Annotated in this window: 20 protein-coding genes; 13 read left to right on the forward strand and 7 right to left on the reverse strand. The window is 60.1% G+C overall.

The window, feature by feature from the left end:
• Positions 1 to 29: 29 nt before the first annotated feature.
• The 9 genes from atpE to ACMX25_RS01395 all read left to right on the forward strand — a co-directional run bounded on the left by atpE (position 30) and on the right by ACMX25_RS01395 (position 9549).
• Positions 30 to 302, forward strand: coding sequence for a F0F1 ATP synthase subunit C (gene atpE / locus ACMX25_RS01355; protein WP_031364235.1), 273 nt, complete (start codon positions 30 to 32; stop codon positions 300 to 302).
• Positions 303 to 439: 137 nt separating this feature from the next.
• Positions 440 to 910, forward strand: coding sequence for a F0F1 ATP synthase subunit B (locus tag ACMX25_RS01360; protein WP_414947762.1), 471 nt, complete (start codon positions 440 to 442; stop codon positions 908 to 910).
• A gap of 2 nt (positions 911 to 912) precedes the next feature.
• The gene (locus ACMX25_RS01365) at positions 913 to 1452 is read left to right on the forward strand and encodes a F0F1 ATP synthase subunit delta (RefSeq protein ID WP_089159755.1); all 540 of its coding nucleotides are present in this window, start codon (positions 913 to 915) and stop codon (positions 1450 to 1452) included.
• A gap of 47 nt (positions 1453 to 1499) precedes the next feature.
• Positions 1500 to 3041: a F0F1 ATP synthase subunit alpha gene (gene atpA, locus ACMX25_RS01370; RefSeq protein WP_414947763.1), complete on the forward strand. Its 1542-nt coding sequence runs from the start codon at positions 1500 to 1502 to the stop codon at positions 3039 to 3041.
• Positions 3042 to 3225: 184 nt separating this feature from the next.
• Complete coding sequence (atpG, locus tag ACMX25_RS01375; RefSeq protein WP_414947764.1) at positions 3226 to 4128, forward strand: F0F1 ATP synthase subunit gamma; 903 nt, start codon at positions 3226 to 3228, stop codon at positions 4126 to 4128.
• Between the two features lie 67 nt (positions 4129 to 4195).
• Positions 4196 to 5590 carry a F0F1 ATP synthase subunit beta gene (gene atpD, locus ACMX25_RS01380; RefSeq protein ID WP_031364240.1) on the forward strand — a complete coding sequence of 465 codons (1395 nt, stop codon included), beginning with the start codon at positions 4196 to 4198 and terminating at the stop codon, positions 5588 to 5590.
• 49 nt (positions 5591 to 5639) lie between these two features.
• On the forward strand, positions 5640 to 6065 hold the full coding sequence (locus ACMX25_RS01385; RefSeq protein ID WP_031364241.1) for a F0F1 ATP synthase subunit epsilon: 426 nt from the start codon (positions 5640 to 5642) through the stop codon (positions 6063 to 6065).
• Between the two features lie 259 nt (positions 6066 to 6324).
• A complete protein-coding gene (locus ACMX25_RS01390; protein WP_414947765.1) occupies positions 6325 to 8055 on the forward strand; it encodes an AMP-binding protein in 1731 nt (576 codons plus the stop codon).
• Between the two features lie 546 nt (positions 8056 to 8601).
• The gene (locus tag ACMX25_RS01395; protein ID WP_414947766.1) at positions 8602 to 9549 is read left to right on the forward strand and encodes an alpha/beta hydrolase; all 948 of its coding nucleotides are present in this window, start codon (positions 8602 to 8604) and stop codon (positions 9547 to 9549) included.
• 132 nt (positions 9550 to 9681) lie between these two features.
• Here the strand turns inward: ACMX25_RS01395 and ACMX25_RS01400 are convergent, their stop codons facing one another.
• A complete protein-coding gene (locus ACMX25_RS01400) occupies positions 9682 to 10455 on the reverse strand; it encodes a transporter substrate-binding domain-containing protein (protein WP_414947940.1) in 774 nt (257 codons plus the stop codon).
• Positions 10456 to 10716: 261 nt separating this feature from the next.
• Between ACMX25_RS01400 and hemE the strand changes: the two genes are divergently transcribed.
• Together hemE and ACMX25_RS01410 are read left to right on the forward strand one after the other, a co-directional pair.
• Positions 10717 to 11805: a uroporphyrinogen decarboxylase gene (gene hemE, locus ACMX25_RS01405; protein WP_414947767.1), complete on the forward strand. Its 1089-nt coding sequence runs from the start codon at positions 10717 to 10719 to the stop codon at positions 11803 to 11805.
• A 466-nt stretch (positions 11806 to 12271) separates the two neighbouring features.
• Positions 12272 to 14533 (forward strand): primosomal protein N', encoded by a 2262-nt coding sequence (locus tag ACMX25_RS01410; protein ID WP_414947941.1) that lies wholly within the window; start codon positions 12272 to 12274, stop codon positions 14531 to 14533.
• Positions 14534 to 14572: 39 nt separating this feature from the next.
• On the opposite strand, the gene ACMX25_RS01415 is transcribed toward ACMX25_RS01410, so the two are convergent.
• The gene (locus tag ACMX25_RS01415) at positions 14573 to 14755 is read right to left on the reverse strand and encodes a hypothetical protein (protein WP_414947768.1); all 183 of its coding nucleotides are present in this window, start codon (positions 14753 to 14755) and stop codon (positions 14573 to 14575) included.
• Between the two features lie 317 nt (positions 14756 to 15072).
• Here ACMX25_RS01415 and putA point away from each other — a divergent pair, with 317 nt between their 5' ends.
• Entirely contained in the window at positions 15073 to 19005 is a 3933-nt protein-coding gene (putA, locus tag ACMX25_RS01420) for a trifunctional transcriptional regulator/proline dehydrogenase/L-glutamate gamma-semialdehyde dehydrogenase (RefSeq protein WP_414947769.1), read from the forward strand.
• A 93-nt stretch (positions 19006 to 19098) separates the two neighbouring features.
• Positions 19099 to 20247, forward strand: a complete 1149-nt coding sequence (locus ACMX25_RS01425; RefSeq protein WP_414947770.1) for a branched-chain amino acid ABC transporter substrate-binding protein — start codon at positions 19099 to 19101, stop codon at positions 20245 to 20247.
• Between the two features lie 84 nt (positions 20248 to 20331).
• On the opposite strand, the gene ubiT is transcribed toward ACMX25_RS01425, so the two are convergent.
• The 5 genes from ubiT to ACMX25_RS01450 all read right to left on the reverse strand — a co-directional run bounded on the left by ubiT (position 20332) and on the right by ACMX25_RS01450 (position 26442).
• On the reverse strand, positions 20332 to 20838 hold the full coding sequence (ubiT, locus tag ACMX25_RS01430; protein WP_414947771.1) for a ubiquinone anaerobic biosynthesis accessory factor UbiT: 507 nt from the start codon (positions 20836 to 20838) through the stop codon (positions 20332 to 20334).
• Positions 20756 to 21649, reverse strand: coding sequence for a U32 family peptidase (locus tag ACMX25_RS01435; protein WP_414947772.1), 894 nt, complete (start codon positions 21647 to 21649; stop codon positions 20756 to 20758). Before ACMX25_RS01435 ends, ubiT begins: the two co-directional genes overlap by 83 nt.
• Positions 21650 to 21663: 14 nt before the next feature.
• Positions 21664 to 22668 carry a ubiquinone anaerobic biosynthesis protein UbiU gene (ubiU, locus tag ACMX25_RS01440; RefSeq protein WP_414947773.1) on the reverse strand — a complete coding sequence of 335 codons (1005 nt, stop codon included), beginning with the start codon at positions 22666 to 22668 and terminating at the stop codon, positions 21664 to 21666.
• Between the two features lie 277 nt (positions 22669 to 22945).
• Complete coding sequence (locus ACMX25_RS01445) at positions 22946 to 24637, reverse strand: AMP-binding protein (RefSeq protein ID WP_414947774.1); 1692 nt, start codon at positions 24635 to 24637, stop codon at positions 22946 to 22948.
• Between the two features lie 98 nt (positions 24638 to 24735).
• Positions 24736 to 26442: a thiamine pyrophosphate-binding protein gene (locus ACMX25_RS01450; RefSeq protein WP_414947775.1), complete on the reverse strand. Its 1707-nt coding sequence runs from the start codon at positions 26440 to 26442 to the stop codon at positions 24736 to 24738.
• Between the last annotated feature and the right edge of the window lie 130 nt (positions 26443 to 26572).

Here is a 26572-nt window from a genome sequence, read left to right on the forward strand (position 1 = left end):
TTCCAAAGTCTTTTCACATAGGAGTAGTCATGAACGCTTTCATCGCCAACATCCAGGGTCTGACCGCCATCGGTATCGGCATCATCATCGGCCTGGGTGCAATCGGCGCCTGTATCGGTATCGGCCTGATGGGCGGCAAGTACATTGAAGCGTGCGCTCGCCAGCCGGAACTGATGAACCCGCTGCAAACCAAGATGTTCCTCTTGGCTGGTCTGATCGACGCGGCGTTCCTGATTGGCGTTGGTGTGGCAATGCTGTTTGCGTTCGCGAACCCGCTGCTGTCGAAGCTCGTCGCAGGCTGAGGTTCCTCGGAAGTGTGCGCTCGGGCTTTCAAGCTACGGGCGCAGGACGGAACGTGCAACGGCGCTTAATCGATGCAACCCTCGATCAGGCGCCTTGCCGTTTCACTCTCCGGATTAGCAACGTTTAAGGAAACACCGTGAATCTCAACGCAACCCTGTTTGCGCAAATGGTCGTGTTTCTGATCCTCGCGTGGTTCACGATGAAGTTCGTGTGGCCGCCGTTGATCAACGCCCTGGATGAGCGCTCGAAGAAGATCGCCGACGGCTTGTCAGCCGCCGAAAAGGGCAAGGCCGAACTCGAAGCCGCACATAAGCGCGTCGACCAGGAACTCGCGCAAGCCCGTAACGACGGCCAGCAGCGTATTGCAGATGCTGAAAAGCGCGCAGTCGCAGTCGCCGACGAAATCAAGGCTAACGCCCAGGCCGAAGCCGCGCGCATCATTGCGCAAGCGAAGGCTGATGCAGAACAGCAAGTCGTCAAAGCGCGCGAAGCATTGCGCGGCGAAGTCGCGGCATTGGCCGTGAAGGGCGCCGAGCAGATCCTGAAGCGCGAAGTCGATCAATCGGCTCACGCCGAGATGCTGAATCAACTCAAAGCCGAGCTCTGATCATGGCCGAACTTGCAACCATCGCACGACCCTACGCGGAAGCCGTATTCCGCGTGGCCGAAGCGGGTGAGCTCGCCGCCTGGTCCGACTTCGTCGAGGAGCTGGCTCAGGTTGCGCGTTTGCCTGAAGTGCTGTCCATCGCGACGAGCCCGAAAGTGAGCCGCGATCAGGTCAGCGAGCTGTTGTTGTCGGCGGTGAAATCGCCGCTCGCGCAGCAACCCGAGGCCAAGAACCTGGTGCGGATGCTGGTGGACAACCATCGGTTGACGCTGATGCCGGAAATTGCCGTGCAGTTCGACGAGCTGAAGAATTCCCGCGAAGGTGCGGCCGATGCGCTGATTGTCAGCGCATTTCCGCTGGAAGGCGCACAGTTGACCGACCTTGTCGCGAATCTCGAACGCAAGTTTCATTGCAAGCTGAAACCTACTGTTGAAGTCGATAAGTCGCTGATTGGCGGTGTTCGCGTGACGGTAGGCGACGAAGTACTCGATACCTCGGTCCGCGCGCGCCTTGCCAGCATGCAGACGGCGCTGTCCGCCTGACGCGCTTTGCGCCGGCGCGGTTAAGAATTGACTATCAGGAGTGACTAATGCAACTCAATCCCTCTGAGATCAGCGAGCTGATCAAGAGCCGGATCCAGGGTCTGGAAGCGAGCGCAGATGTTCGCAACCAAGGCACTGTGATTTCCGTGACCGACGGTATCGTGCGTATTCACGGTTTGTCGGACGTGATGCAGGGCGAAATGCTCGAATTCCCGGGTAACACCTTCGGCCTCGCGCTGAACCTCGAGCGCGATTCGGTCGGCGCCGTGATTTTGGGCGAATACGAACACATTTCGGAAGGCGACATCGTCAAGACGACGGGCCGTATTCTCGAAGTGCCGGTAGGTCCGGAACTGCTCGGCCGTGTGGTCGATGCACTGGGCGTGCCTATCGACGGCAAGGGTCCGGTCAACGCAAAGATGACCGACGCTGTCGAAAAGATTGCACCGGGCGTGATTTGGCGTAAGTCGGTTTCCGAGCCGGTTCAAACGGGTCTGAAGTCCATCGACGCCATGGTGCCGGTTGGCCGTGGCCAGCGCGAGCTGATCATTGGCGACCGCCAGTGCGGCAAGACCGCTGTCGCCATTGACGCGATCATCAACCAGAAGGGCAAGAACCTCTTCTGTATCTACGTTGCGATCGGCCAGAAAGCTTCGTCGATCATGAACGTGGTGCGCAAGCTGGAAGAAAGCGGCGCGATGGAATACACGGTCGTGGTCGCGGCTTCGGCTTCGGAATCGGCTGCGATGCAATACCTCGCACCGTACGCGGGCTGCACGATGGGCGAATACTTCCGCGATCGCGGTCAAGACGCGCTGATCGTGTATGACGATTTGACCAAGCAAGCATGGGCGTATCGTCAGATTTCGCTGTTGCTGCGCCGTCCGCCGGGTCGTGAAGCGTATCCGGGCGACGTGTTCTATCTGCACTCGCGTTTGCTGGAACGTGCTGCTCGCGTGTCGGAAGACTACGTTGAGAAGTTCACGAACGGCGAAGTGAAGGGCAAGAGCGGTTCGCTGACGGCACTCCCGGTCATTGAAACGCAAGCTGGCGACGTGACCGCATTCGTTCCGACGAACGTGATCTCGATTACCGACGGCCAGATCTTCCTGGAAACCGACTTGTTCAACGCCGGTATTCGTCCTGCTATTAATGCAGGCGTGTCCGTGTCGCGAGTGGGTGGTGCAGCGCAGACCAAGGTCATCAAGAAGCTGTCCGGCGGTATTCGTACCGACTTGGCGCAGTATCGTGAATTGGCCGCGTTCTCGCAGTTTGCATCGGACCTGGACGAAGCGACGCGTAAGCAACTGGAGCGCGGCCGCCGCGTGACAGAACTGCTGAAGCAGCCGCAGTATCAGCCGCTGCAGGTTTGGGAACTGGCGATCGCGCTGTTTGCCGCGAACAACGGTTACCTCGACGATCTCGAAGTGGCTCAGGTGCTGCCGTTTGAAAAGGGTCTCCGCGACTTCTTGAAGACGAAGCACACGGACATGATCAATCGCATCGAACAGAACAAAGACTTGTCGAAGGACGACGAAGGCGCATTGCATGCCGCGCTGAAGGACTTCAAGAAGTCGGGCGCTTACTGATCCTCGTATTGATCGAACTTCGAAGCGGTGCGGGCCGCTTTTAGAACCAACGAAGCATCCCGCACCACTTCGATAGCTTTGCATGGGCCCCGAGTAACGCTCACGCGCTAACTCGGGCCGACCGCGAAGCATGGGAACCGAGTAAGCGCTGAAGCGCTAACTCGGATCGACAAAGGAGTAAGCAATGGCTGGAATGAAGGAAATCCGCGGCAAGATCAAGAGCGTGCAAAACACGCGCAAGATCACCAAGGCGATGGAAATGGTGGCTGCGTCGAAAATGCGCCGCGCGCAGGAGCGCATGCGCGCTGCTCGCCCGTATGCCGACAAGATCCGCGACGTCGCAGCTCACATGAGCGCTGCCACGCCTGAGTATCGCCATCCGTTCATGGTTGAGAACAAGGGCGCGAAAGCGGCCGGCATCATCCTCGTCACGACCGATAAAGGTCTGTGCGGCGGCATGAACACGAACATCCTTCGCGCGGCGCTCCTGAAGTTCAAGGAGCTCGAGCAGAAAGGTCAGACGGTCGAAGCGTCGGCGATCGGCAGCAAGGGTCTGGGCTTCCTGAACCGGTTGAAGGCCAAGACCGTGTCGCAAGTCACGCATCTGGGCGACACGCCGCATCTGGAAAAGCTGATCGGCGCGATCAAGGTGCAGCTCGACCTGTATTCGGAAGGCAAGATCAGCGCGGTTTATCTGGCGTTCACGCGCTTCATCAACACGATGAAGCAGGAAGCGGTGATCGAACAATTGCTGCCTTTGTCGGCAAGCGATTTCGCGCGCAAGGACGGCCTCGATAAAGACAGCGAACCGGTCACGCCGAAGACATCGTGGGATTACATCTACGAGCCGGATGCGCAGACCGTTGTCGACGAATTGCTCGTGCGGTATGTCGAAGCGCTTGTGTATCAGGCAGTGGCGGAAAACATGGCATCGGAGCAATCGGCTCGCATGGTCGCCATGAAGGCCGCGTCGGATAACGCGAAGACCGTGATCGGTGAATTGCAGCTCGTGTACAACAAGAGCCGGCAAGCAGCGATTACGAAGGAATTGTCAGAAATCGTCGGTGGCGCTGCAGCGGTCGGTTGATCGCGGGTGTCGAATCGAACTGCGCCTGTCGCGCGAGTGAAGAATTCAAGTATCTAAAGGAAATGCGATGAGTACTACTGCTTTGGTAGAAGGCAAGATCGTACAGTGCATCGGCGCGGTTATCGACGTGGAATTCCCGCGTTCCGACATGCCGAAAATCTACGACGCGCTCGTTTTGGAAGGGTCGGAACTGACGCTCGAAGTTCAGCAACAGCTGGGCGACGGCGTGGTCCGTACCATTTGCCTGGGTGCATCGGATGGATTGCGGCGCGGTACGGTCGTGAAGAACACGGGTAAGCCGATCAGCGTGCCCGTCGGCAAGCCGACGCTTGGCCGGATCATGGACGTGCTGGGTCGTCCTATCGACGAAGCCGGCCCGATCAACTCGGACGTGACGCGCGGGATTCACCAGAAGGCGCCGAAGTTCGAAGATCTGTCGCCGTCGACCGAACTGCTCGAAACCGGCATCAAGGTGATTGACTTGATCTGCCCGTTCGCCAAGGGCGGTAAGGTTGGTCTGTTCGGTGGCGCCGGTGTGGGCAAGACCGTGAACATGATGGAACTGATCAACAACATCGCTAAAGAGCACGGTGGTTATTCCGTGTTCGCCGGTGTTGGCGAGCGTACCCGCGAAGGGAACGACTTCTATCATGAAATGAAGGATTCGAACGTTCTGGACAAGGTCGCGCTGGTGTACGGCCAGATGAACGAGCCGCCGGGCAACCGTCTGCGCGTAGCGCTGACCGGCCTGACGATGGCCGAGCATTTCCGCGACGAAGGTCTGGACGTGCTGTTCTTCGTGGACAACATCTACCGTTTCACGCTGGCTGGTACGGAAGTGTCGGCTCTGCTGGGACGTATGCCGTCGGCAGTGGGCTATCAGCCCACGCTGGCTGAAGAAATGGGCCGTCTGCAAGAACGGATCACGTCGACGAAAACCGGTTCGATCACGTCAGTGCAAGCCGTGTACGTTCCTGCCGATGACTTGACCGACCCGTCGCCGGCGACCACGTTTGGTCACCTGGACGCAACCGTCGTGTTGTCGCGTGACATTGCTTCGTTGGGTATTTATCCGGCTGTGGACCCGCTCGATTCGACCTCGCGTCAGATCGACCCGAACGTGATTGGCGAAGAGCACTACGCCATCACGCGCGGCGTGCAGCAAACGCTGCAGCGCTACAAGGAATTGCGCGACATTATCGCGATTCTGGGCATGGACGAACTCGCGCCGGAAGACAAGCTCGCCGTTGCGCGCGCTCGTAAGATCCAGCGTTTCCTGTCGCAGCCGTTCCACGTCGCGGAAGTCTTCACGGGCTCGCCGGGCAAGTACGTGCCGCTAAAGGAAACCATCCGCGGCTTCAAGATGATCGTGGAAGGCGAATGCGATCATCTGCCGGAGCAGGCGTTCTACATGGTCGGCACGATCGACGAAGCCTTCGAAAAGGCCAAGAAGATTCAATAAGGATGGCCGGGCGCGGAAGTTGTAGAAACCGCGCCCTATTGGAGTCGATATGGCAACTATTCAAGTAGACGTCGTCAGCGCGGAAGAGCAGATCTTCTCGGGCCGGGCGAAGTTCGTCGCATTGCCGGGCGAAGCGGGTGAACTCGGCATTTTGCCGGGTCACACGCCGCTCATCACGCGGATTCGTCCGGGTGCTGTGCGTATCGAAGCGGAGAACGGCGACGAAGAGTTCGTGTTCGTTGCAGGCGGGATTCTCGAGATTCAACCGGGCGTGGTGACGGTTCTTGCCGATACCGCGATCCGTGGTCAGGATCTCGACGAAGCGAAGGCGCTCGAAGCGAAGAAGCGCGCTGAAGAGGCGTTGCAGAACACGGGTTCGAACCTCGAGTACGCGACCGCGCAAGCGGAGTTGGCGTACGCGACGGCTCAGATCGCGGCGATTCAGCGGCTGCGGAAGCTGCGCGGTAATCACTAAGCGTTTCGCGAGTCTGGCGAGATGAAAAAGCAGCCTTCGGGCTGCTTTTTTTATGGGTGTTCAGGACCGCGATGCAAGCGCCCATGACCTGGGCGCTTGCGCGCAAAACTGCACAACGAACATGCGTTGATCCTCGCGGTTTTGCGGGTAACACTCAATGCCCTAGCGCTCCCTGGCGATGCACAATCAGGCTTCCGAATCGCTTTCATGGCGCTTCATCGTTGTCTCATTGCGCCGTCCCACGGAGGAGCTCTTCGATATGCCTACCCAACCGATCCATACCGGGCCGCAGATCGAACCACGCGACGGTGTGTCGTACGTTCGCGGCTCGACGGATATGCCGCTGAGCGATGCCAGCGTGTCTCGCTTTCTCCGCGATACGACCGCGAAATTTCCCGACCGTCCCGCGGTGATCTTCCGCGAGCAAAGCATCCGTTGGACCTGGCGGCAGTTCGCCGATGAAGTCGATGTCCTCGCGTCCGGTTTGCTCATGCTTGGCGTTGCCGCCGGCGACCGCGTGGGCATTTGGTCGCCGAATCGCGCCGAGTGGTTGCTGACGCAATTTGCCACCGCGCGGATTGGCGCGATCCTGGTGAACATCAACCCGGCGTATCGGCTGGCGGAGCTCGAGTACGCGTTGAACAAGGTCGGCTGCAAAGCGCTGATCGCAGCGGAACAGTTCAAGACATCGAAGTATCTGGAGATGCTGCAAGCGTTAGCGCCGGAGCTTGCCACCGCCGAACCGGGCGCGCTCAACGCGGCGCGCTTTCCCGATTTAAAAGCCGTGATCCGGATGGGCGAGGGCGCGACGCCCGGCATGCTGCGTTTCCCCGACGTCATGTCGCGCGGCCGCGATGCGCTCAACACAGCACAACTCGATGCGCTGGAGTCGACGCTCACACACCACGATCCGATCAATATCCAGTTCACGAGCGGCACCACCGGCAACCCCAAGGGCGCCACGCTTACTCATCACAACGTGGTGAACAACGGCCGTTACATCGCGCACTCGATGTTGCTCACCGAGCAGGACTCGCTGTGCATTCCCGTGCCGCTATATCACTGCTTCGGCATGGTGCTGGCGGTTCTCGCTTGCATATCGGTGGGCGCGGCCATGGTATTCCCCGGCGAAGCGTTCGATCCCGCCGCGACGCTCGCTGCAGTCGATGAAGAACGCTGCACCGCGTTGCACGGCGTGCCGACAATGTTCATCGCGGAACTCGATCTCCCGAACTTCGATAAATACGACCTGAGCCGGCTGCGCACCGGCATCATGGCGGGTTCGCCGTGCCCTATCGAAACGATGAAGAAGGTGGTTTCGCAGATGCACTTGCGCGAAATCACGATCGCGTACGGAATGACGGAAACGAGTCCCGTGTCGTTCCAAAGCTCGACCACCGATCCCCTCGATAAACGCACCACGACGGTCGGTCAAATCCAGCCGCATCTCGAGGTAAAGCTGGTCGATCCACTCGGCGAAATTGTCCCGGTTGGCGAAACGGGCGAGCTTTGCACGCGCGGATATTCGGTAATGAAAGGATATTGGGGCGACGAAGAAAAAACACGCGAAGCGATTATCGACGGCTGGATGCATACCGGCGATCTGGCCACCCTCGATGCCGACGGTTATTGCAATATCGTCGGACGATTAAAAGACATGCTGATTCGCGGCGGCGAAAACATTTATCCGCGCGAGATCGAGGAGTTCCTGTTCCGGCATCCAAAGATTCAATCGGCCCAGGTATTCGGTGTACCCGATATTAAATACGGCGAAGAAGTATGCGCATGGATTGTTCTGCGTCCAGGTGAGCATGCGAGCGCGGATGACATTCGCGGATTCTGTCAGGGACAGATAGCGCGCTACAAGATTCCACGGCATATCCGCTTTGTGGATGAATTGCCGATGACAGTTACCGGCAAGGTCCAGAAGTTCATCATGCGGGCGAAGATGATTGAGGAGTTGCAGCTATCGGAGGCTAAAACGGCGTAAGTATCCGGCAAGCACTTGGATCTACAAATGAAAACGGCTGCCTGAGATAATCGCGGTAGCCATTTAAGTTTTTACGCAAACGTTTGTCCAGGCGAAAAAAAAGCGGGCCTGGAGCCCGCTAAAAACCACACGCTACGGGGTTAGCGCGAGGAGACCAAGGGTGGGACCAGCCAGTAAAATTTCACCGGCTAACGACCCCAACAAACATGTCCCTGAAGCGGGGATTCGGCGCACATGCCGACCGTCGAATGCAACTTGACGTTGTAGTTGACCAACGCTGCACCCGATCACATCCGTGTTGAGACCGTTGAAGTGATTGTGGGCGAATAATCGGGGCATCACCGTAACAAAGTGTTTCAGGTTGTAACCCTTGATGCGCAAGGCTCAGCGTTTATTCTGTCCAAATTTTGTCGATTATGGTGATTTACAAGTCGATATTCGGCCCATTTTAGAAATGCTTGCGCTGCCAAGCGCGAGTCGTACATTTTAAGGACAATCAAAATTCGTCGACCCAACTGGTCGACAAATTGCACTGGAGACATTCGCATGACCATCGACGCAGACCTTCTCGCCTATTACGCCAAGGTTGCCGCAGCCTTCCCCCTTCTGCCGCCCGATGCCGATCCATTGACCGTGCGGCGCCGGTTTCAGGATGTCGCGCGTGAGTTTGCGGGGCCGCGGCCAACGAGCGTCGACGTTGAGAACACGCTCTTGCCGCTTCAAGGACGCGCGCTGCGGGCGCGGGTTTATCGGCCGGCAGGGGCCAGGAAGCCGCTGCCTCTCGTGGTCTATTTTCACGGAGGCGGCTGGGTGGTCGGGGACCTGGACACCCACGACCTGATGGTCGCGCAATTCGCCCAGGACTCGCAAAGCGCGGTCGTGAGCGTGGATTACCGCATGGCGCCGGAGCATCCCTTCCCCGCGCCAGTCGACGATGCACTCGATGCACTCCTGTGGCTCGCCGAACATCGTTCGCGCCTTGGCTTCGCGACCGATCGGCTAGGCGTGGCGGGCGACAGCGCGGGCGGCCACCTTGCCGCCGTGGCTGCGCGGGCTGCGAATGATCGCGTGGCGGGTCTGGTGACAGCGCAATTGTTGATTTATCCCGTGGCGCGCTGCCGCTTCGAGGGCGGCAGTTTTACGGCCAACGCGGAAGGGCCGGGCCTGACCACCGAAGAAATGCGTTTTTACTGGGCTCAATTCCTGACGGCCGAACCGCCTGCCGACGACGACGTGCGCGCTTTCCCGCTCGCGCAATCCTACGATCGGACGCCGGCGCGGGCATTGATCGTTGCTGCTGCCTACGATCCGCTTTACGACGACGCTCACGAAATGGCGCGTTTTCTGGAAGCGAATGGCGGCCGCACCGAGGTCATTAACGCGCACGACATGACGCACGGGTTCGGGCGGATTCAGGCGCATTCGAAAGCGGCGGCGGCATGGATGAAAAAAACGTCGGAACGCTTCGGTGAACTGTTACATGCACAGCGTTGACTTTTCGATGTCGAGCGCCATTGGCTTACGTAAGGTTTACGTAGGATTGTCAATTCGCCACATGTAACAGGCGCGTTAGCGTTGTGCGAAAAGTTGTGCAAAAAGGCGGCCTCACTTCGGCCGCCTTTTTATTTATTTCAGCCATTTATCGAGTACGGCCTGAAATTCGCCCGTCGAGCGCGACAGGTGCAGCCATTGATCGACGTATTGCTGGAAGACCACATCGCCGCGCGGCAGCAGATACGCCTTTTCCCCGAACTGGAACGGTTTGTCCAGATGAACCGAGCACAAGCCTGGATTCAGCTTTTGCTGAAGCAGGGTTTCGGAGGCATCGGTGACCATCACGTCGGCTTGGCCATCGAGGATTTGCTTGAAGATGGTCACGTTGTCGGGGTACTCGATCAATTGCGAATGCGTGAAGAACTGCTTCGCGAATTTCTCGTTCGTGCCACCCGGATTCACGATGGTGCGTACGCCCGGTTGATCGATTTGCGCGACGGTCTGATATTTATCGACATCTGCGCAACGGACGATGGGCGTCTTGCCGTCGACCATATAGGGCTGGGTGAAGAACGCGCGTTTCTGGCGTTCGAGCGAGGTCGACACCCCGCCGACCGCGATGTCGCATTTCGCGACGAAATCGGTCATCAGGTTTGACCACGACGTCTTGATGAACTCGGCCTTGACGTTCATCGACTGGGCGAGGTTTTGCGCGGCGTCAATGTCGATGCCTTCGAACTGGCCGTCCGGCTTCAGGAACGAGTACGGTTTGTAGTCGCCCGTCGTGCAGATACGCAGCGTGCCGCGTGCGAGGATTTCGTCGAGTCTCGATGAGGCGAGCGGGGCCGCTGGCGCGCTGGCGGGCAACTTCGCGCTGGGAGCCGCGGTGATGCTGCCGGCTTGCATGGTCTGCGCCTGCGCGCTGATGACAAAGCCAAAGCCAAAGCCAAAGCCGAGGCCGAGGCCGAGTAGCAGGGCACAAACGCCCGTGCGAAAGACACCGCAACCAGAGGCAAGAATTTTCATCGACACTCCCGGAAAGATTATTTCAGCCGCCGATGATATCGAAGGGAATCATCGTTGGCACCTGCCGCAAATCCCGAATCGCCGAGTACGAACGCAAACCCCTGTCCGGTAGAATGCCCTTTTGCCTACGCTCCAAGACACGTGCCTTCCACACTCCTGAACGACACCTTCCTGCGCGCGCTGCAGCGCCAGCCGACCGACTACACGCCGATCTGGCTGATGCGTCAGGCGGGGCGTTACCTGCCCGAATACAACGCCACGCGTTCGCGCGCCGGCAGTTTCATGGGCTTGGCGACCAATCCGGATTACGCAACGGAAGTCACGCTCCAGCCGTTGGAACGTTTCCCGCTCGATGCCGCCATCCTGTTCTCGGACATCCTGACCATCCCCGATGCAATGGGCCTCGGCCTGACTTTCGTCCAGGGCGAAGGTCCGCGATTCGAACGCACGGTGCGCACGGAAGAGGACGTCGCGAAGCTGCGTGTGCCGGATATCGACGCCACGCTGGGTTACGTGACCGAGGCGGTATCGCAAATCCGCCGCGCGCTGACTGACGCCCAAGGCCGCCAGAAAGTGCCGCTGATCGGCTTCTCAGGCAGCCCGTGGACGCTCGCGTGCTACATGGTCGAAGGCGCTGGATCGCCCGATCACCATATGGTCAAGGCCATGGCCTACACGCGGCCGGACCTGATGCATCGGATCCTCGATATCAACGCGCAAGCGGTTGTCGCTTATCTGAATGCGCAGATCGAAGCGGGCGCGCAAGCCGTGATGATCTTCGATACCTGGGGCGGCGCTCTGGCTGACGGCGCGTATCAGCGCTTCTCGCTCGACTACATCGCGAAGGTCGTCGCGGGATTGAAGCGCGAGCACGACGGCGTCAAAGTGCCGGTCATCACGTTCACGAAGGGCGGCGGTTTGTGGCTGGAACAGATTGCGGCCATTGGCGTGGACGCGGTCGGACTCGACTGGACCGTGAACCTGCGCCAGGCGCGCGAAAAAGTGGGCGATCGGGTGGCGCTCCAGGGCAACATCGATCCATCGGTGCTGTTTGCGTCGCCGGCCGTGATCCGCACCGAGGCACGCGCGGTGCTCGATAGCTTCGGTAACTTTCCCGGCCATGTCTTCAACCTCGGTCACGGGATTTCGCAATTCACGCGTCCCGAGAACGTGGCGGAGCTCGTTGATGAAGTGCATCGGCATAGTCGCGCCATTCGTTCAAAGAACTGAAGTTTGTCAAAAAAGATTGCTGCGATGCGTCATGAAAAGCTTACGTCAAACGTTTGACTGATTAGACAAAAGTGCCGCGAAATGCCCGTAGATTGGCCGTTCCGCCAATGTCAAGAGTTGACTTATGCACATTTTGTACGTTGCGGCGCGCCATCTTCAAATCAGACCTAAGTGCCCTTAAGAAGGCATGTTTGGTGTCTTCAAATACATGATTAATAAGAGAAATTTGAGACCAACCCGAAATGTGGGCTACCGCACACAACGAGCGAGATCGCCACTTTTTGTCCCTGTCAATCAAAGTTCTCAACAAAGTTATCCACAGGCCTGTGGAAAGCTTCGAAATCTCAAAAATAATCCGCAGCTTAGCGTCGATTGTGATGTTTCACTTTAACTTTGCCCCACACAGTCCCATGGTCAGGTGGAGCGACCGCGCTGGCGTGGCCTGCGGCGGGTGCGTCAATTGAGCATCTTCGTCCGGGTCGCGCTGGACCATCCACTCCAGACGCTTTTCGACTATCGATACGATCTGGCGCCCACGCCGTTGCCCGGCATGCTGGTACGAATTCCCTTCGGACGTCGCGACGCCGTCGGCCTGATTTGCGAGGTCACGGATCATTCCGATGTCCCTGTGGACAAGTTGCGCGACGTAGCGGCCATTTGCAGCACGCTCGCGCCGCTCGCCGATGAATGGCGCGCGCTGACGTTGTTCGCCGCCGAGTATTACCAGCGCGGTTTGGGCGAAGTGGCGCTGCCCGCGTTACCGCAGGTTCTGCGCGACGCCTCGCGCTGGGCGAAGTTGCTCGCGCCCGAGGAGCGGTATCGGCTGATGCCGGAAGGGCGCGCAAGTTTGCCCGACGCGTTGCCGCCGCGCGCCACCGCCTTGCGCCGTCTCGCCGATGCCCTCGCCGCCAATCCCACGTTGCCTGCTGCCGAGGCGCGCGCGCTGCATCCTAAAGCGCGTGCGACGCTCGATGAATGGCAAACGCGCGGATGGGTATCGTTGGAAACCGGCGATGTGCCGGAGCCGGAGATCGGGCTCGCGCCTGCGGTCGAAAAGGGCGCGCTGCACGCAACCGACGTGCTTTTGCCGCGATTGACCGCCGAGCAAGCCGATGCCGTCAATGCCATCACCGGCGCGGAAGGTTTCGCCGCGTTCCTGCTGCATGGCGTGACCGGCAGCGGGAAAACGGAGGTTTATCTCCACGCGCTGGCGCATTTGCTCGGTTCGCGTCCCGACGCCCAAGCGCTCGTGCTCGTGCCGGAAATCAACCTCACGCCCCAATTCGAAGCCGCGTTTCGCACGCGGTTCGCTGCGTTGCCGGAAGGCGCCATCGTGACGATGCATAGCGGGCTGGCCGAAGGCGAGCGCGCCCGGAACTGGCTCGCGGCGCATACGGGCCGAGCGCGGCTCGTGCTGGGAACGCGGCTCGCGATTTTGGCGTCGTTGCCGAAGCTGTCGCTGATCGTGGTCGATGAAGAACACGATCCCGCCTACAAGCAGCAGGAAGGCTTGCGCTATTCGGCGCGTGATCTGGCGGTTTATCGGGCGAACAAGCTGGGGATTCCGGTGGTGCTGGGGTCGGCGACGCCATCGCTGGAAAGCTGGTGGCAAGCCGAGCAGGGCCGATACACCAAGCTGACGCTCACGCGGCGCGCCGTGGCAACGGCGGTTCTGCCGAGCGTCCGGCTGATTGACCTGGAAGAGGAGCGGCAGCGCGGACGGGCGTCGGTGGAAGGCTTGTCGGGGCCGCTCATTGCCGCGATGAAAACGCGCCTCGAACGCGGCGAGCAAAGCCTCGTGTTCCTCAACCGGCGCGGCTACGCCCCTATCCTTTCGTGCGACGCCTGCGGCTGGGTCGCTGGTTGCCCGCGATGCAGCGCGTACGTCGTGCTGCACAAGCCCGAACGCGCGCTGCGTTGCCACCATTGCGGCTGGGAATCGCGGATTCCCAAGTCCTGTCCGGACTGCGGCAACGTGGATATCGCGCCGATGGGCCGCGGCACGCAGCGCGTGGAAGAAACGCTCGCGACGGCGGTGCCGGGCGCGCGGGTGTTACGTATCGATGCCGACAGCACGCGGCGCAAGGGCAGCGCACAAGCGCTTTTCTCCGATGTCCACGCGGGCGAGGTCGATATCCTCGTCGGCACGCAGATGATCGCGAAGGGCCACGACTTCCAGCGCGTGACGCTGGTCGGCGTGCTTAACGCCGATACCGCGCTTTTTTCCCACGATTTCCGGGCGAGCGAGCGCCTTTTTGCCCAGTTGATGCAGGTGAGCGGTCGAGCTGGGCGCGCCGGCTTGCCGGGCGAAGTGATGATCCAGACGCGTTACGCGCGGCACGCGCTTTATCACGCGCTGGCCCGGCACGATTACGTCGGGTTTGCCAATTCCACGCTGGCCGAGCGCCGCGATGCGCATTTGCCGCCGTTCGTTTATCAAGCGATGCTTCGCGCCGAAGGGCGCACGCTCGAAGCCGCGCTGGACTTTCTGGGCGCTGCGGCAGCCGGGTTCGCCGCGCTGGCCGGGGCCGAACGCGTGACCGTGTACGACGCGGTGCCGCTGACTATCGTGAAGGTGTTTAACGTGCACCGCGCGCAGTTGTTGCTCGAATGTGCGTCGCGGGCCGTGTTGCAGAATGCGTTGCGGGCGTGGCAGCCGGCATTACGCAGTCTCAAGGTGAAGGGTGTGATCCGATGGAACGTCGAAGTCGATCCACTCGATATTTAAGGCCGGTGGTTCAATCCAGGCCTTAGCCTTCTCAGCCGTTCAGCTATTGCCGCGGTCCGCGCCTTGCACGCGTGCAACCGTCAGGCCGCCAACCGTCATGTCATTGACGCTATCGCGGTCACGCACTGGCCGCTCGACATGCGGATGCGCGCCACGGATGAAAAACACCACGCACATTGCGCTCATCGCCCAGATGCTGCAAAAAATCGTCCAGCTGCTCATGTCCTTCTCCCCGAAACCGCTTGGCTAATTAGTAGGACGGCTGGCGAATTTTTTGTCGCTCTATGGCCGTACCCGTTCTTATCGGCACCCGGCAGCGATTAATTAGGGGTGACCGAAGAAAAATTATCGAACGCGGAATGCTAGAACGCGTCCAGCCCAAACGGCCATATTCAATTACCCCTAATCCCTTGTTCCAAAAGGATTTTTTGAAAGGTGCAACCCGTCTCGAAATGTTGGTTGCACCTTTTTTATGAGCGGGTTACGATTCGGCCACTTTTCAAGCTATCGCCGGCTCCGATTCCGGCAAGGAAGGATATATGGCGAGCACCACCCTGGGCGTCAAAGTCGACGATCTGCTGCGCACCCGCCTGAGAGACGCCGCTACGCGGCTCGAGCGGACCCCGCACTGGCTTATCAAGCAAGCCATCTTCGCGTATCTCGAACGCATCGAACATGGACAGTTGCCACCTGAACTGTCCGGTGCAATCGGTTCGGCCGACGCGCTCGAATCCTCCGTGCACGCCGATTCCGAAGAGGACGGTGCGCCGCATCCCTTCCTCGATTTTGCCCAGAACGTGCAACCGCAATCCGTACTGCGCGCCGCGATCACGGCGGCGTACCGACGCCCTGAGCCGGAATGCGTGCCGTTCCTGATCGGTCAAGCCCGGTTGCCGGCGAGCGTCGCTGCCGAAACGAATGCCATGGCGACGAAGCTGGTTGAAGCACTGCGCAAGAAACAAACGGGCGGCGGCGTCGAAGGCCTGATCCACGAGTTTTCGCTGTCCAGCCAGGAAGGCGTCGCGCTGATGTGTCTCGCTGAAGCCTTGCTGCGCATTCCCGATCGCGCCACGCGCGACGCGCTGATCCGCGACAAAGTCAGCAAGGGCGACTGGCGCTCGCACATGGGCCAAGCGCCGTCGCTGTTCGTGAACGCGGCGACGTGGGGCCTGATGATCACCGGCAAACTGGTGACGACGAATAGCGAGGCCGGGTTGTCATCGGCGTTGACGCGTTTGATCGGGCGCGGCGGTGAACCGCTGATCCGCAAGGGCGTCGATATGGCCATGCGCTTGATGGGTGAGCAATTCGTCACGGGCGAGACGATTTCGGAAGCGCTGGCGAACAGCCGCAAGTTCGAAGCGCGCGGTTTCCGCTATTCCTACGACATGCTAGGTGAAGCCGCGACGACCGAAGAAGATGCGGTTCGCTATTACGCGTCGTACGAGCAGGCGATTCACGCGATCGGTAAAGCTGCCGGATCTCGCGGCATTTATGAAGGCCCGGGGATTTCGATCAAGCTGTCCGCGTTGCATCCGCGATATTCGCGCTCGCAGCAAGAACGCACGATGACCGAGTTGCTGCCGCGCGTGAAAGCGCTGGCCTTGCTCGCGCGCCGTTACGACATCGGCTTGAACATCGATGCGGAAGAAGCCGATCGGCTGGAAATTTCGCTCGATCTGCTCGAAGCGCTGTGCTTCGATCCCGAACTGGCGGGCTGGAACGGTATTGGTTTCGTGGTGCAGGCGTATCAAAAGCGCTGCCCGTTTGTTATCGATTATTTGATCGATCTGGCGCGTCGCAGCCGGCATCGGATCATGGTTCGCTTGGTGAAGGGCGCTTACTGGGACTCGGAAATCAAGCGCGCGCAAGTCGATGGCCTCGAAGGTTATCCGGTCTATACGCGCAAGATTTATACGGACATCTCGTACGTGGCCTGCGCGAAGAAATTGCTTGGCGCGCCCGATGCCGTCTACCCGCAATTCGCCACGCATAATGCGTTCACGTTGTCGGCTATCTATCATCTCGCCGGTGGGAACTATTATCCCGGCCAGTACGAGTTCCAGTGCCTGCACGGCATGGGCGAACCGCTGTACGAAGAAGTCACCGGCCGCGACAAACTCAACCGGCCGTGTCGCGTGTATGCGCCTGTCGGCACGCACGAAACGCTGCTCGCGTATCTCGTGCGGCGCTTGCTTGAGAACGGCGCGAACACGTCGTTTGTGAATCGGATCGCGGATAAAACCATTCCGGTCAGCGACCTCGTGCAGGACCCTATCGACGAAGCGTCCAAGCTCACGCCGCTCGGTTTGCCTCATGCCAAGATCGCGCTGCCGCGTCAGTTGTTCGGCAGCGAGCGCCTCAATTCGATGGGCTTCGATTTGTCGAATGAGCATCGGCTGGCGTCGTTGTCGTCGGCGTTGCTCGCGAGCGCGAATCATCCATGGCGCGCGGCGCCGATGCTGGAGTCCGCCGATGTAGTGGACGGCGTCGCCCGCGACGTTCGCAATCCCGCCGACTTGCGCGATCTGGTTGGAACCGTGGTTGAGGCAACGTCTGAGCAAGTTTCCCTCGCGCTGAGTAACGCCGTCGCCGCCGCGCCGATCTGGCAATCGACACCTGTCGATGAACGCGCCGATTGCCTCGCCCGCGCAGCCGATCTGCTCGAAGCTCAGATGCATACGCTGATGGGTCTCGTCGTGCGCGAAGCAGGGAAATCGCTGGCGAATGCGGTCTCGGAGATTCGCGAGGCTATCGACTTTTTGCGTTATTACTCGGCGCAAATCCGCAGCGAGTTTTCCAACGATACCCATCGTCCGCTCGGCCCCGTGGTCTGCATCAGCCCGTGGAACTTCCCGCTCGCGATCTTCATGGGACAAGTGGCGGCCGCGCTCGCTGCTGGTAATACGGTGCTCGCGAAGCCGGCTGAACAAACGCCGTTGATCGCGGCGCAAGCGGTGCGCATCCTGCGCGAGGCCGGCGTGCCGCCGGGCGCGGTCCAACTGCTGCCGGGCAATGGTGAAACCGTGGGCGCGGCGCTGGTCGCCGATCCGCGCACGCGTGCCGTGATGTTCACCGGTTCCACGGAAGTCGCACGTTTGATCAACAAGACGTTGTCGGAACGGCTCGATCCGGATGGCCGGCCGATTCCGCTGATCGCGGAGACAGGCGGACAGAATTCGATGATCGTCGATTCATCGGCGCTGGCTGAGCAAGTGGTCGCGGACGTGTTGCAATCGTCGTTCGATTCCGCCGGTCAACGTTGCTCCGCGCTGCGCGTGTTGTGCCTGCAGGACGACGTCGCGGATCGCACGCTTGAAATGCTGACCGGCGCCATGCGGCAACTCGCGATGGGCAATCCCGATCGTCTTTCCACCGATGTCGGCCCGGTGATCGATGCCGAAGCGAAGCAGAGCATCGACGCGCATATTGCATCGATGCGCGAGAAGGGTCGCAACGTCGTGCAATTGCCCATGCCCGAAGGCTGCGCGCAAGGCACGTTCGTGCCGCCGACACTGATCGAAGTTGATTCCATCGATGAGCTGAAGCGCGAGGTCTTCGGTCCCGTACTTCACGTAGTGCGGTATCGCCGGGCACATCTTGATAAACTGCTCGACCAAATTAAAGCGACGGGCTACGGGCTGACGCTGGGCATCCATACGCGTATCGATGAAACCATCGCGCACGTCGTCAGCCGCGCTCACGTGGGCAACATCTACGTGAACCGCAACGTGATCGGCGCGGTGGTCGGCGTGCAGCCGTTCGGCGGCGAAGGGTTGTCGGGCACGGGACCGAAAGCGGGTGGCGCGCTGTACTTGCAGCGGCTGCTTGCCAAGCGTCCCACGGGCTTGCCGAAATCGCTGGAAAGCGCGTTGATCGTGGATCAGACGGCCGCGAACGAAACGCCGGCTGCGTTGACCGCGTTTCGCGATTGGGCGATCGCCGAACGCGATCCGCAAACGGCGGCACGTTGCGAAGGCCATCTGCAACACGTGATGGCCGGTGCGACCGCCGTGCTGGCCGGCCCGACCGGCGAGCGCAACACCTACACGCTCGGCGCACGCGGAACGGTTCTTTGCGTGGCATCGACGGCAAGCGGCGCTCGCGCGCAACTCGCCGCTGTGCTCGCCACGGGCAATAAAGCGCTGTTTTCCGGCGCGGCGGGCGAACAACTCGTGGCGGCGTTGCCGGCATCGATCAAGCCGTATGCATCGACGCGCAAGAGCCAGGACGCGGCCTTCGATGCAGTCTTGTTCGAAGGCGACAGCGACGAATTGATGGCGTTGGTGAAGGACGTCGCGAAACGCCCGGGACCGATTGTTTCGGTGCAGGGCGTGCCGGCGGGAGCCTTCGCTGACGACGCCCACGATGGCGAGCAGGAATACGCGCTCGAACGGTTGCTGACGGAACGCTCGGTGAGCGTGAACACGGCGGCCGCGGGCGGCAATGCGAATTTGATGACGATCGGCTGAGCTGTTATCAGCGTGGCGGTTGGCTCAAACAAACGGCAGCAGGCACGGCGATCCCGGCACACGCTGCCACTTACATGGGAATCAGGAGAGTTTATGGATTACACGATGAAGAAGCTGGCAGCAGCAATGTTGGTCGCAGGTCTGTCGGTTGCTGCAACAGCTCAGGCGCAAACTGCTGAAGACGTGAAGGTAGGATTCGCCGGCCCGATGACCGGCGCGCAAGCGCACTACGGCAAGGATTTCCAGAACGGCGTGGTGCTCGCAGTCGAAGATTTCAACGCAACGAAGCCCGTGATTGGCGGCAAGCCGGTTCGCATCGTGCTCGATTCCGCCGATGACCAGGCCGACCCGCGCACCGGCACGACCGTCGCGCAGAAGCTCGTTGACGACAACGTCAAGGGCATGCTCGGCCACTTCAACTCGGGCACGACGATCCCCGCTTCGCGCATCTACGCGAACGCCGGCATTCCCGAAATCGCGATGGCAACCGCGCCGGAATATACGACGCAAGGTTACAAGACCGCATTCCGCATGATGACCTCCGACACGCAGCAAGGCTCGGTGGCTGGCGAGTTCGCGGTGAAGACGCTGAAGATGAAGAAGATTGCGATTGTCGATGACCGCACGGCTTATGGCCAAGGTCTCGCCGACCAGTTCGAGAAGGCTGCGAAGGCATCGGGCGCGACCATCGTGGATCGTGAATACGCTAACGACAAGGCCGTCGACTTCAAGGCAATTCTGACGAAGATCAAGTCGTTGAATCCGGATCTGGTCTACTACGGCGGCGCCGATTCGCAAGCCGGCCCGATGGTCAAGCAGATGAAGACGCTGGGCATGCGCGCGCCGTTGATGGCGGGCGAAATGGTCAAGACCGATACGTTCCTGAAGATCGCAGGCAATGCAGCCGACGGCACGGTGGCGTCGCTGGCTGGTTTGCCGCTCGATGAAATGCCGGGTGGCGCGGCTTATGTTGCGAAGTACAAGGCGCGTTTCAATGAGGACGTGCAAACGTACTCGCCGTACGCGTACGACGGCGCAATGGCCATGTTCACGGCAATGAAGACGGCGAGCTCGACGGACCCGGCGAAGTATCTGCCGCTGCTTGCTAAAACCGACATGGCTGGTGTGACGTCGAAGCAGCTCGCGTATGACTCGAAGGGCGATTTGAAGAACGGCGGCATCACGCTGTACAAGGTCGTCGATGGCAAGTGGACGACGCTGCAAAGCGTGGGTGGGAAGTAATAGTTTTCCCGCTTTAGTTCAAGGAAACCCCGCATGCGCTCCGCGCTGCGGGGTTTTTGCCTTGTGCGCTCTGCTTTGCGCAGACTAGAGAATACTCATCGCTTTCATGAGCCAGGCAGGGGACTCTATGCTGTCCAGCATGTTCTTCAACGCCAGCCCTAATTCCGTATTGCCTTCGATCCGCAACTTGCGCTGAAAGAACAGGGTGTCGGGGTCTTCTTCGCGACGCAGCAGTTTCAGATAGTCCGCTGCGCACGCTCGAAAACTGACGTCGGCGGCTTCATGCGCGCGAGCCGGACAAAAGCGTCCGTTACGAAGGCAAACTGCCGCCTGCTTGCCGAGATCGTCGATGCGAACGCATACGGTCTTGCCATCCAATAGGGATAGATCCTTGGGAAGCGCGTTGGCGCGACGGGCCATTTCCAGCGTGATTGCCATTGCGTCCGACCAGCATCGTTTTGGAAGATACGGCGCGATACGCGCGAGAAGTGGTAATGGCGAGGGGAATTTAGACGCAAACATTTGCAGCGTTCTCCATTTGAATACCGGGCTGACCTTGCCAATAACCGTTGCACAGCGAGATAGGGGCATACGCAGCCAGTTCCGCGTAGTCGATTGCCTTGCCCGCGATGCACTCGCGATGGAGCTCGACAATGCGCCCGGTATGCTCCCGTTGCGGGCTGAGCCGAATCCCGGTGACGCCCATCGCGGCCATGGCGGCCCAATGCGGAAGTAGCGATTGCGTAGCGGCCGACGGAGTCTGGATACCGTTGATGGTCAAAAATGCCTGACCTTCACGTGTTTTAAGATCGAGACCATCCGGAAACTCAAGGCAGCGGTACTCGCAATCGTCTTTTTTCAGATTGAAATGGCGAGCGGTAAAGCATCGTGCCGATAACGCCAAGGGTAGGCGGCCCCATGAGAACACTTCGGTCTCCATGCCGGGCGGGGCATCCTGGAGGACGGCCGCCAGCCTGTCTTGTGCCATTTCCACCGGCGGAACCCAGCGCATGGCGCCTTGCCGTGCAAACAAGGCGAGTGTGGTGGCGTTATAGATATTCAGCGTCGTGCCAGCAACCCAGCGCCTGTCGTTCAGCAGACGTACCGCGCCCAGGTCGTTAGCCTCCACAATGAATTCGCCGTTTTCTGTGAAGCGGCGCAGCGCCCTGAGTTCGTTCTCCGACTCGAGCAACGCCTGACAGGACAACACCACCTCCTTGCCGGCATCGCGCAGATCACGGGCAACGGCGAGCCAGTCGTCTGTGCGCAGTTCCCGCCGGCGACTGCACACCACTTCACCGAGATACACTGTATCGACCGGCCATGACGTGACTTCGGCATAGAACTTCATGACTTCATCGCGCGTCCAGAAGTACAGCAATGGACCCAGTGTCAGTTTCATCGTTCGTGCTCCTGTCATTTCCACGGTCTCGAGTAAGCGCCCAATGTTGCCTGCTGGCCTTCAGACACCTTCCCCAACGATTGCCGCCATGCCGGTTTCACATGGAAGCGCGGCCCTCCGGCCGTTGCTCCATCGATGGCGGCACGCAGCGTGCGCGTCACTTCGCCGACATAAGCCGGGCTCCGTTGCCGCCCTTCCACCTTAATGGCGGAAACACCGATCCGGAGCAGTTCGGGCAGCAGTTCCAGCACATTGAGGCTGGTGGGTTCTTCAAGCGCGTAGTAGATGTCGTTGTTGACCTGGAAGCGGCCTTTGCACAGCGTTGGATGGCCGGCCGGCTCGTCCTGCCCATATTCGTCGATCAAGATGCCCGACAAGCGCGCCTGCGTGCCGTTAGCCGTTTCCTGCCAGCGCACGGCTTTAGCCGGCGAGCATACGCCGGCCGTGTTGGGTGACTCCCCCGTGGCATAGCTCGACAGCAGGCAGCGGCCTTCCACCATGACGCACAGACTCCCAAAACCGAAGACTTCGACTTGCACGGGAGTGTTGGCAATAACGTGTTTGACTTGCGCCAGCGTCAAAACGCGCGGCAGCACAACCCGTTCGATGCCGAACAGGTCGCGGCACAAGTTGATGGCTTCGTAATTGGTCGCCGAGCCCTGGACAGACAGGTGCCGGCGCAGGTGCGGATGCGTGCGCGCAGCGTAATCAAGCAGGCCCATGTCGGCCATGATCACGGCATCAATGCCAAGATCCGCTGCCATGTCCACGGCTTGGTGCCAGCGTTTTTCCTCTCCGGCTTGCGGGAAGGTATTGATCGCCATCAGAACCCGGCGATGACGCGCGTGAGCGTAGCGGATACCTTCGCGCGCGGTATCGATATCAAAATTCAGGCCGGCGAAATTGCGCGCATTGGTGGCGTCTTTCAGACCCATATAGACGGCGTCGGCACCATGATCGACCGCGGTTTTCAGCGCCGGCAGATTGCCGGCAGGGCACACCAGTTCGGGCTTTTGCATGTACAGAATCCATTGTTTCGCGGAAGCCTACGAGCATGTGGCTGTTGAGCGCTACACGGCTTGTCGTCGATCAATGGATATTTCACTTGAGAACCGGGGGTGCCAATTTTGATCGCAGATTCGATGTGAATTCAGCTTTTCCGAATGGAGTCGTGTCTTCCTACGGATGTTCTGTCACGAATGCTTTATGACCGACACACTTTGTCGTGGGTATCGAGTCGACTCCCGGATTGACTCGATACCCCGGTTCCGGCGACAGTACAGCGCGTTCAAGTTTCTACGCGCTGAAATCCTCTTCCCAGTATTCATTCTCCCGGCGTGCGTCGCTGCCTCGCGCTTCTTCGGTTTTCCTTAGTTCTACGCGACGAATTTTCCCAGAGATCGTCTTCGGCAATTCATAGAACTCGATGCGTCGAATGCGCTTGTAAGCGGCGAGTTTCTGCGCGGCGAACTTCAGGATTTCACCGGCGGTTTCCCTGGTTGGTTCATAACCGTTGCGCAACGCGACGAATGCTTTCGGCACCGATAGCCGCAGCGGATCCGGACTCGGCACAACCGCCGCTTCACCGACCGCCGGATGTTCGATCAACACGCTCTCCAGTTCGAACGGACTGATGCGGTAATCCGCTGCCTTGAAGACATCGTCGGAGCGGCCTACGTAGGTGAAGTAACCATCGTCATCGATAGACGCTACATCGCCCGTCCGATAATGCCCGCCGCGCATTGCGTCCTGCGTCTTCGACGGATCGTCCACGTAGCCGTCCATCAAACCAAGCGGCTTGGGGTCGAGGATCAGCGCGAGTTCGCCTTCCTGGGCGGGATTGTCGTCGTGATCGAGCAGCGTGATCCGGTAGCCGGGTAATGGCCTGCCCATCGAACCTGGTTTCATCGGTTGACCCGGCGAATTCGCGATTTGCGCGGTAGTTTCGGTCTGGCCGAAACCATCGCGTAACGTGAGGTTCCAGGCCTTTTTTACGCGCTCGATAATCTCCGGATTCAACGGCTCGCCGGCGCCAACGACTTCGCGCAAGTGCACCTTATACGCCGATAAATCTTCCTGGATCATCATGCGCCAGACGGTCGGCGGCGCGCACAGCGTAGTGATCTGGTGCTCGACGAGCGCCTCCAGCGTGGCCTTTGCGCTGAAGCGTGACGTGTTGTGGATGAACACGGTCGCGCCCGCATTCCACGGGGCGAAGACGCAACTCCACGCGTGTTTCGCCCAGCCCGGCGAGCTGATGTTGAGATGGACATCGCCAGGTTTCAAGCCGATCCAGTACATGGTCGACAGATGCCCCACCGGGTAGCTCTGGTGACTATGCAGCACCAGCTTCGGACGGCTAGTGGTGCCGCTCGTGAAATACAGCAGCAGCGGATCGGTCGCGAGCGTCCTGCCTTCGGGCTCGAACGAAGGACTTTCGTTGAAGGCATCGGCGAAATTCAACCAGCCTTCGGGCAACGTCGCTTTCTGCGGGATAGTGACGGCGATGCGAGTTTTGTTTGCATCGATGGAATCGAACTTCGCGGTTTCACTCGATGCCACGATCACATGCTTCACTTCGCCTCGCGTCATGCGGTCGGCTATGTCGGCCGGCGTCAGCAACATGGTCGCCGGAATGGTGACGGCGCCGAGTTTCATGGCGGCGAGCATGGTCTCCCACAGCGCCGGCTGGTTCGGCAGCATCAGCAAGATCCGGTCGCCTCGCTCGACACCTTGCTGCCTCAGCCAGTTGGCCAACTGATTCGATCTCGCCGACAACTCCGCGAACGAGAGCTTCGTCTCGTCTCCGTTCTCCTCGACCACCCACAGCGCCGGCGCAAGGTTGCTGCGTGCGTATTCATCGAACCAGTCGAGCGCCCAGTTGAACTCCATGAGTTCGGGCCACGCGAAGTCTTTGTACGCGGTGGCGTAGTCGTCGCGATGACGTAACAGGAAGTCTCGTGCCTGCAGGAATGCTTGCGATGCCATGGTCTTGCGTCTCCTGGATTGTGTTCGCTTTTGCGCGGGTCTTTGTGAAACCCCCTTGTTCGCGAATATGCATCGCCGCCACGGTGAGCGGCTGGCGTTTATTTTTGCCGCAATTTCTCTCCCTGCTCTCTCACTTGATCCAACGTTGCCGCCGGGGTGCTCGCATCTTGCGGAATCCTTATTTCTATCACTGACGGCAATCCCGTTTTCACCGCGCGCTCGAATGCCGGCATGAATTGCGCCGTCGATTCCACGAGTTCTCCGTGCGCGCCAAATGCACGCGCGTAGGCGGTGAAGTCGGGGTTCGTCAGCGCCGTGCCGTGCACGCGGTTCGGATAGTGGCGTTCCTGATGCATCCGGATCGTGCCGTATTGCTGGTTGTTCACGACCACGAAAATCACCGCGAGCTTGTACTGCATTGCCGTCGCCAATTCCTGGCTCGACATCATGAAACATCCATCGCCCGCAAACGCCACCACGACGCGCTCCGGATACAACGACTTCGCCGCGATGGCCGCAGGCACGCCGTAACCCATCGCGCCGCTAGTCGGCGCGACCTGCGACCGGAAGTGCCGATACGCATAGTGCCGATGCAACCACGTCGCGTAATTCCCCGCACCGTTCGTCACGATGGCATCGGCGGGAAGATGTTCGCTGAGTTGCTCCATGATCTCGCCGAGCTGGACATCGCCGAGCATGGGCCGAGGTTTGCGCCACGCGAGATACGCGTCATGCGCCGCTTCAATCGCGCCGCTCCACGGAATGGCTGCGGGGGGCTTGAGCGCTACGAGCGCCGAGACCATTTCCGGCATGCCTGAAACGATCGGCAGATCCGCTGAATACACGCGCCCCAGTTCTTCGGCGCCTTGGTGAATGTGGATCAGCGTTTGTTTCGTCTTGGGGATGTCGAGCAGCGTGTAACCGCCGGTTGTCGATTCGCCCATTCGGGGGCCGAGGACCAAGAGCAGGTCGGCATCGCGGATGCGTGCGGCCAGCGCTGGATTGATCCCGAGGCCGACATCGCCGGCGTAGTTCGGGTGATTATTGTTCAGCGTGTCCTGGAAGCGGAAGGCGCAGCCGACTGGCAACTGCCACGCTTTGACGAAGCGCGCGAAATCCGCCGTGGCTTCGGGCGTCCATCCGCTGCCGCCGGCAATGACAAATGGTTTCTTCGATGCCGCGAGCATCTCGTGCAAACGCGCGATCTGCGCAGGCGCGGGTGACGCTGCCACACGCTGATAACGCGGCGCTCCGGGCACGGCTTCGCATGCGTCGCTCAGCACGTCTTCCGGCAAGGCGAGCACGACCGGGCCCGGCCGTCCGGAGGTTGCGATGTGGAACGCATGGCTCAGATATTCGGGAATGCGGCGCGGATCGTCGATTTGCGCGACCCACTTCGCCATTTGTCCGAACATGCGCCGATAGTCGATTTCCTGAAACGCCTCGCGGTCCATGTGTTCGCGTGCGCATTGGCCGATGAGCAGGATCATCGGCGTGGAATCCTGGAATGCGGTGTGGACGCCGATTGATGCATGCGTGGCGCCCGGGCCGCGCGTGACGAGCGCCACCCCGGGGCGGCCGGTCAGCTTGCCTACCGCTTCAGCCATGTTGGCCGCGGCGGCTTCGTGGCGGCACACGATGGTCTGGATGCGGCTGGTTTCATCGTGGAGGGAATCCAGGATGGCGAGGAAACTTTCGCCAGGCACGCAGAAGACGCGTTCGACGCCGTGCGTGAGGAGCGCATCGACGACCAGGCGTGCGCCCGTGGTCGGAAGGGTGTTTGCGGACGGGACAGCAGATGTCATGCGATGAAATCTCCCAGAAGGTTTCGCGCTAGTGGCAATGGGCAGGGGATTTCATAGCTTACGCTCGGGCGGGGCGCGGGCGCTAGGGAGGGGTTTTGCTGGGGGGCCCTGGGTGCTGGTTTTGGGGTTA

Source organism: Caballeronia eucalypticola, assembly GCF_047608185.1.
GTDB lineage: Bacteria > Pseudomonadota > Gammaproteobacteria > Burkholderiales > Burkholderiaceae > Caballeronia.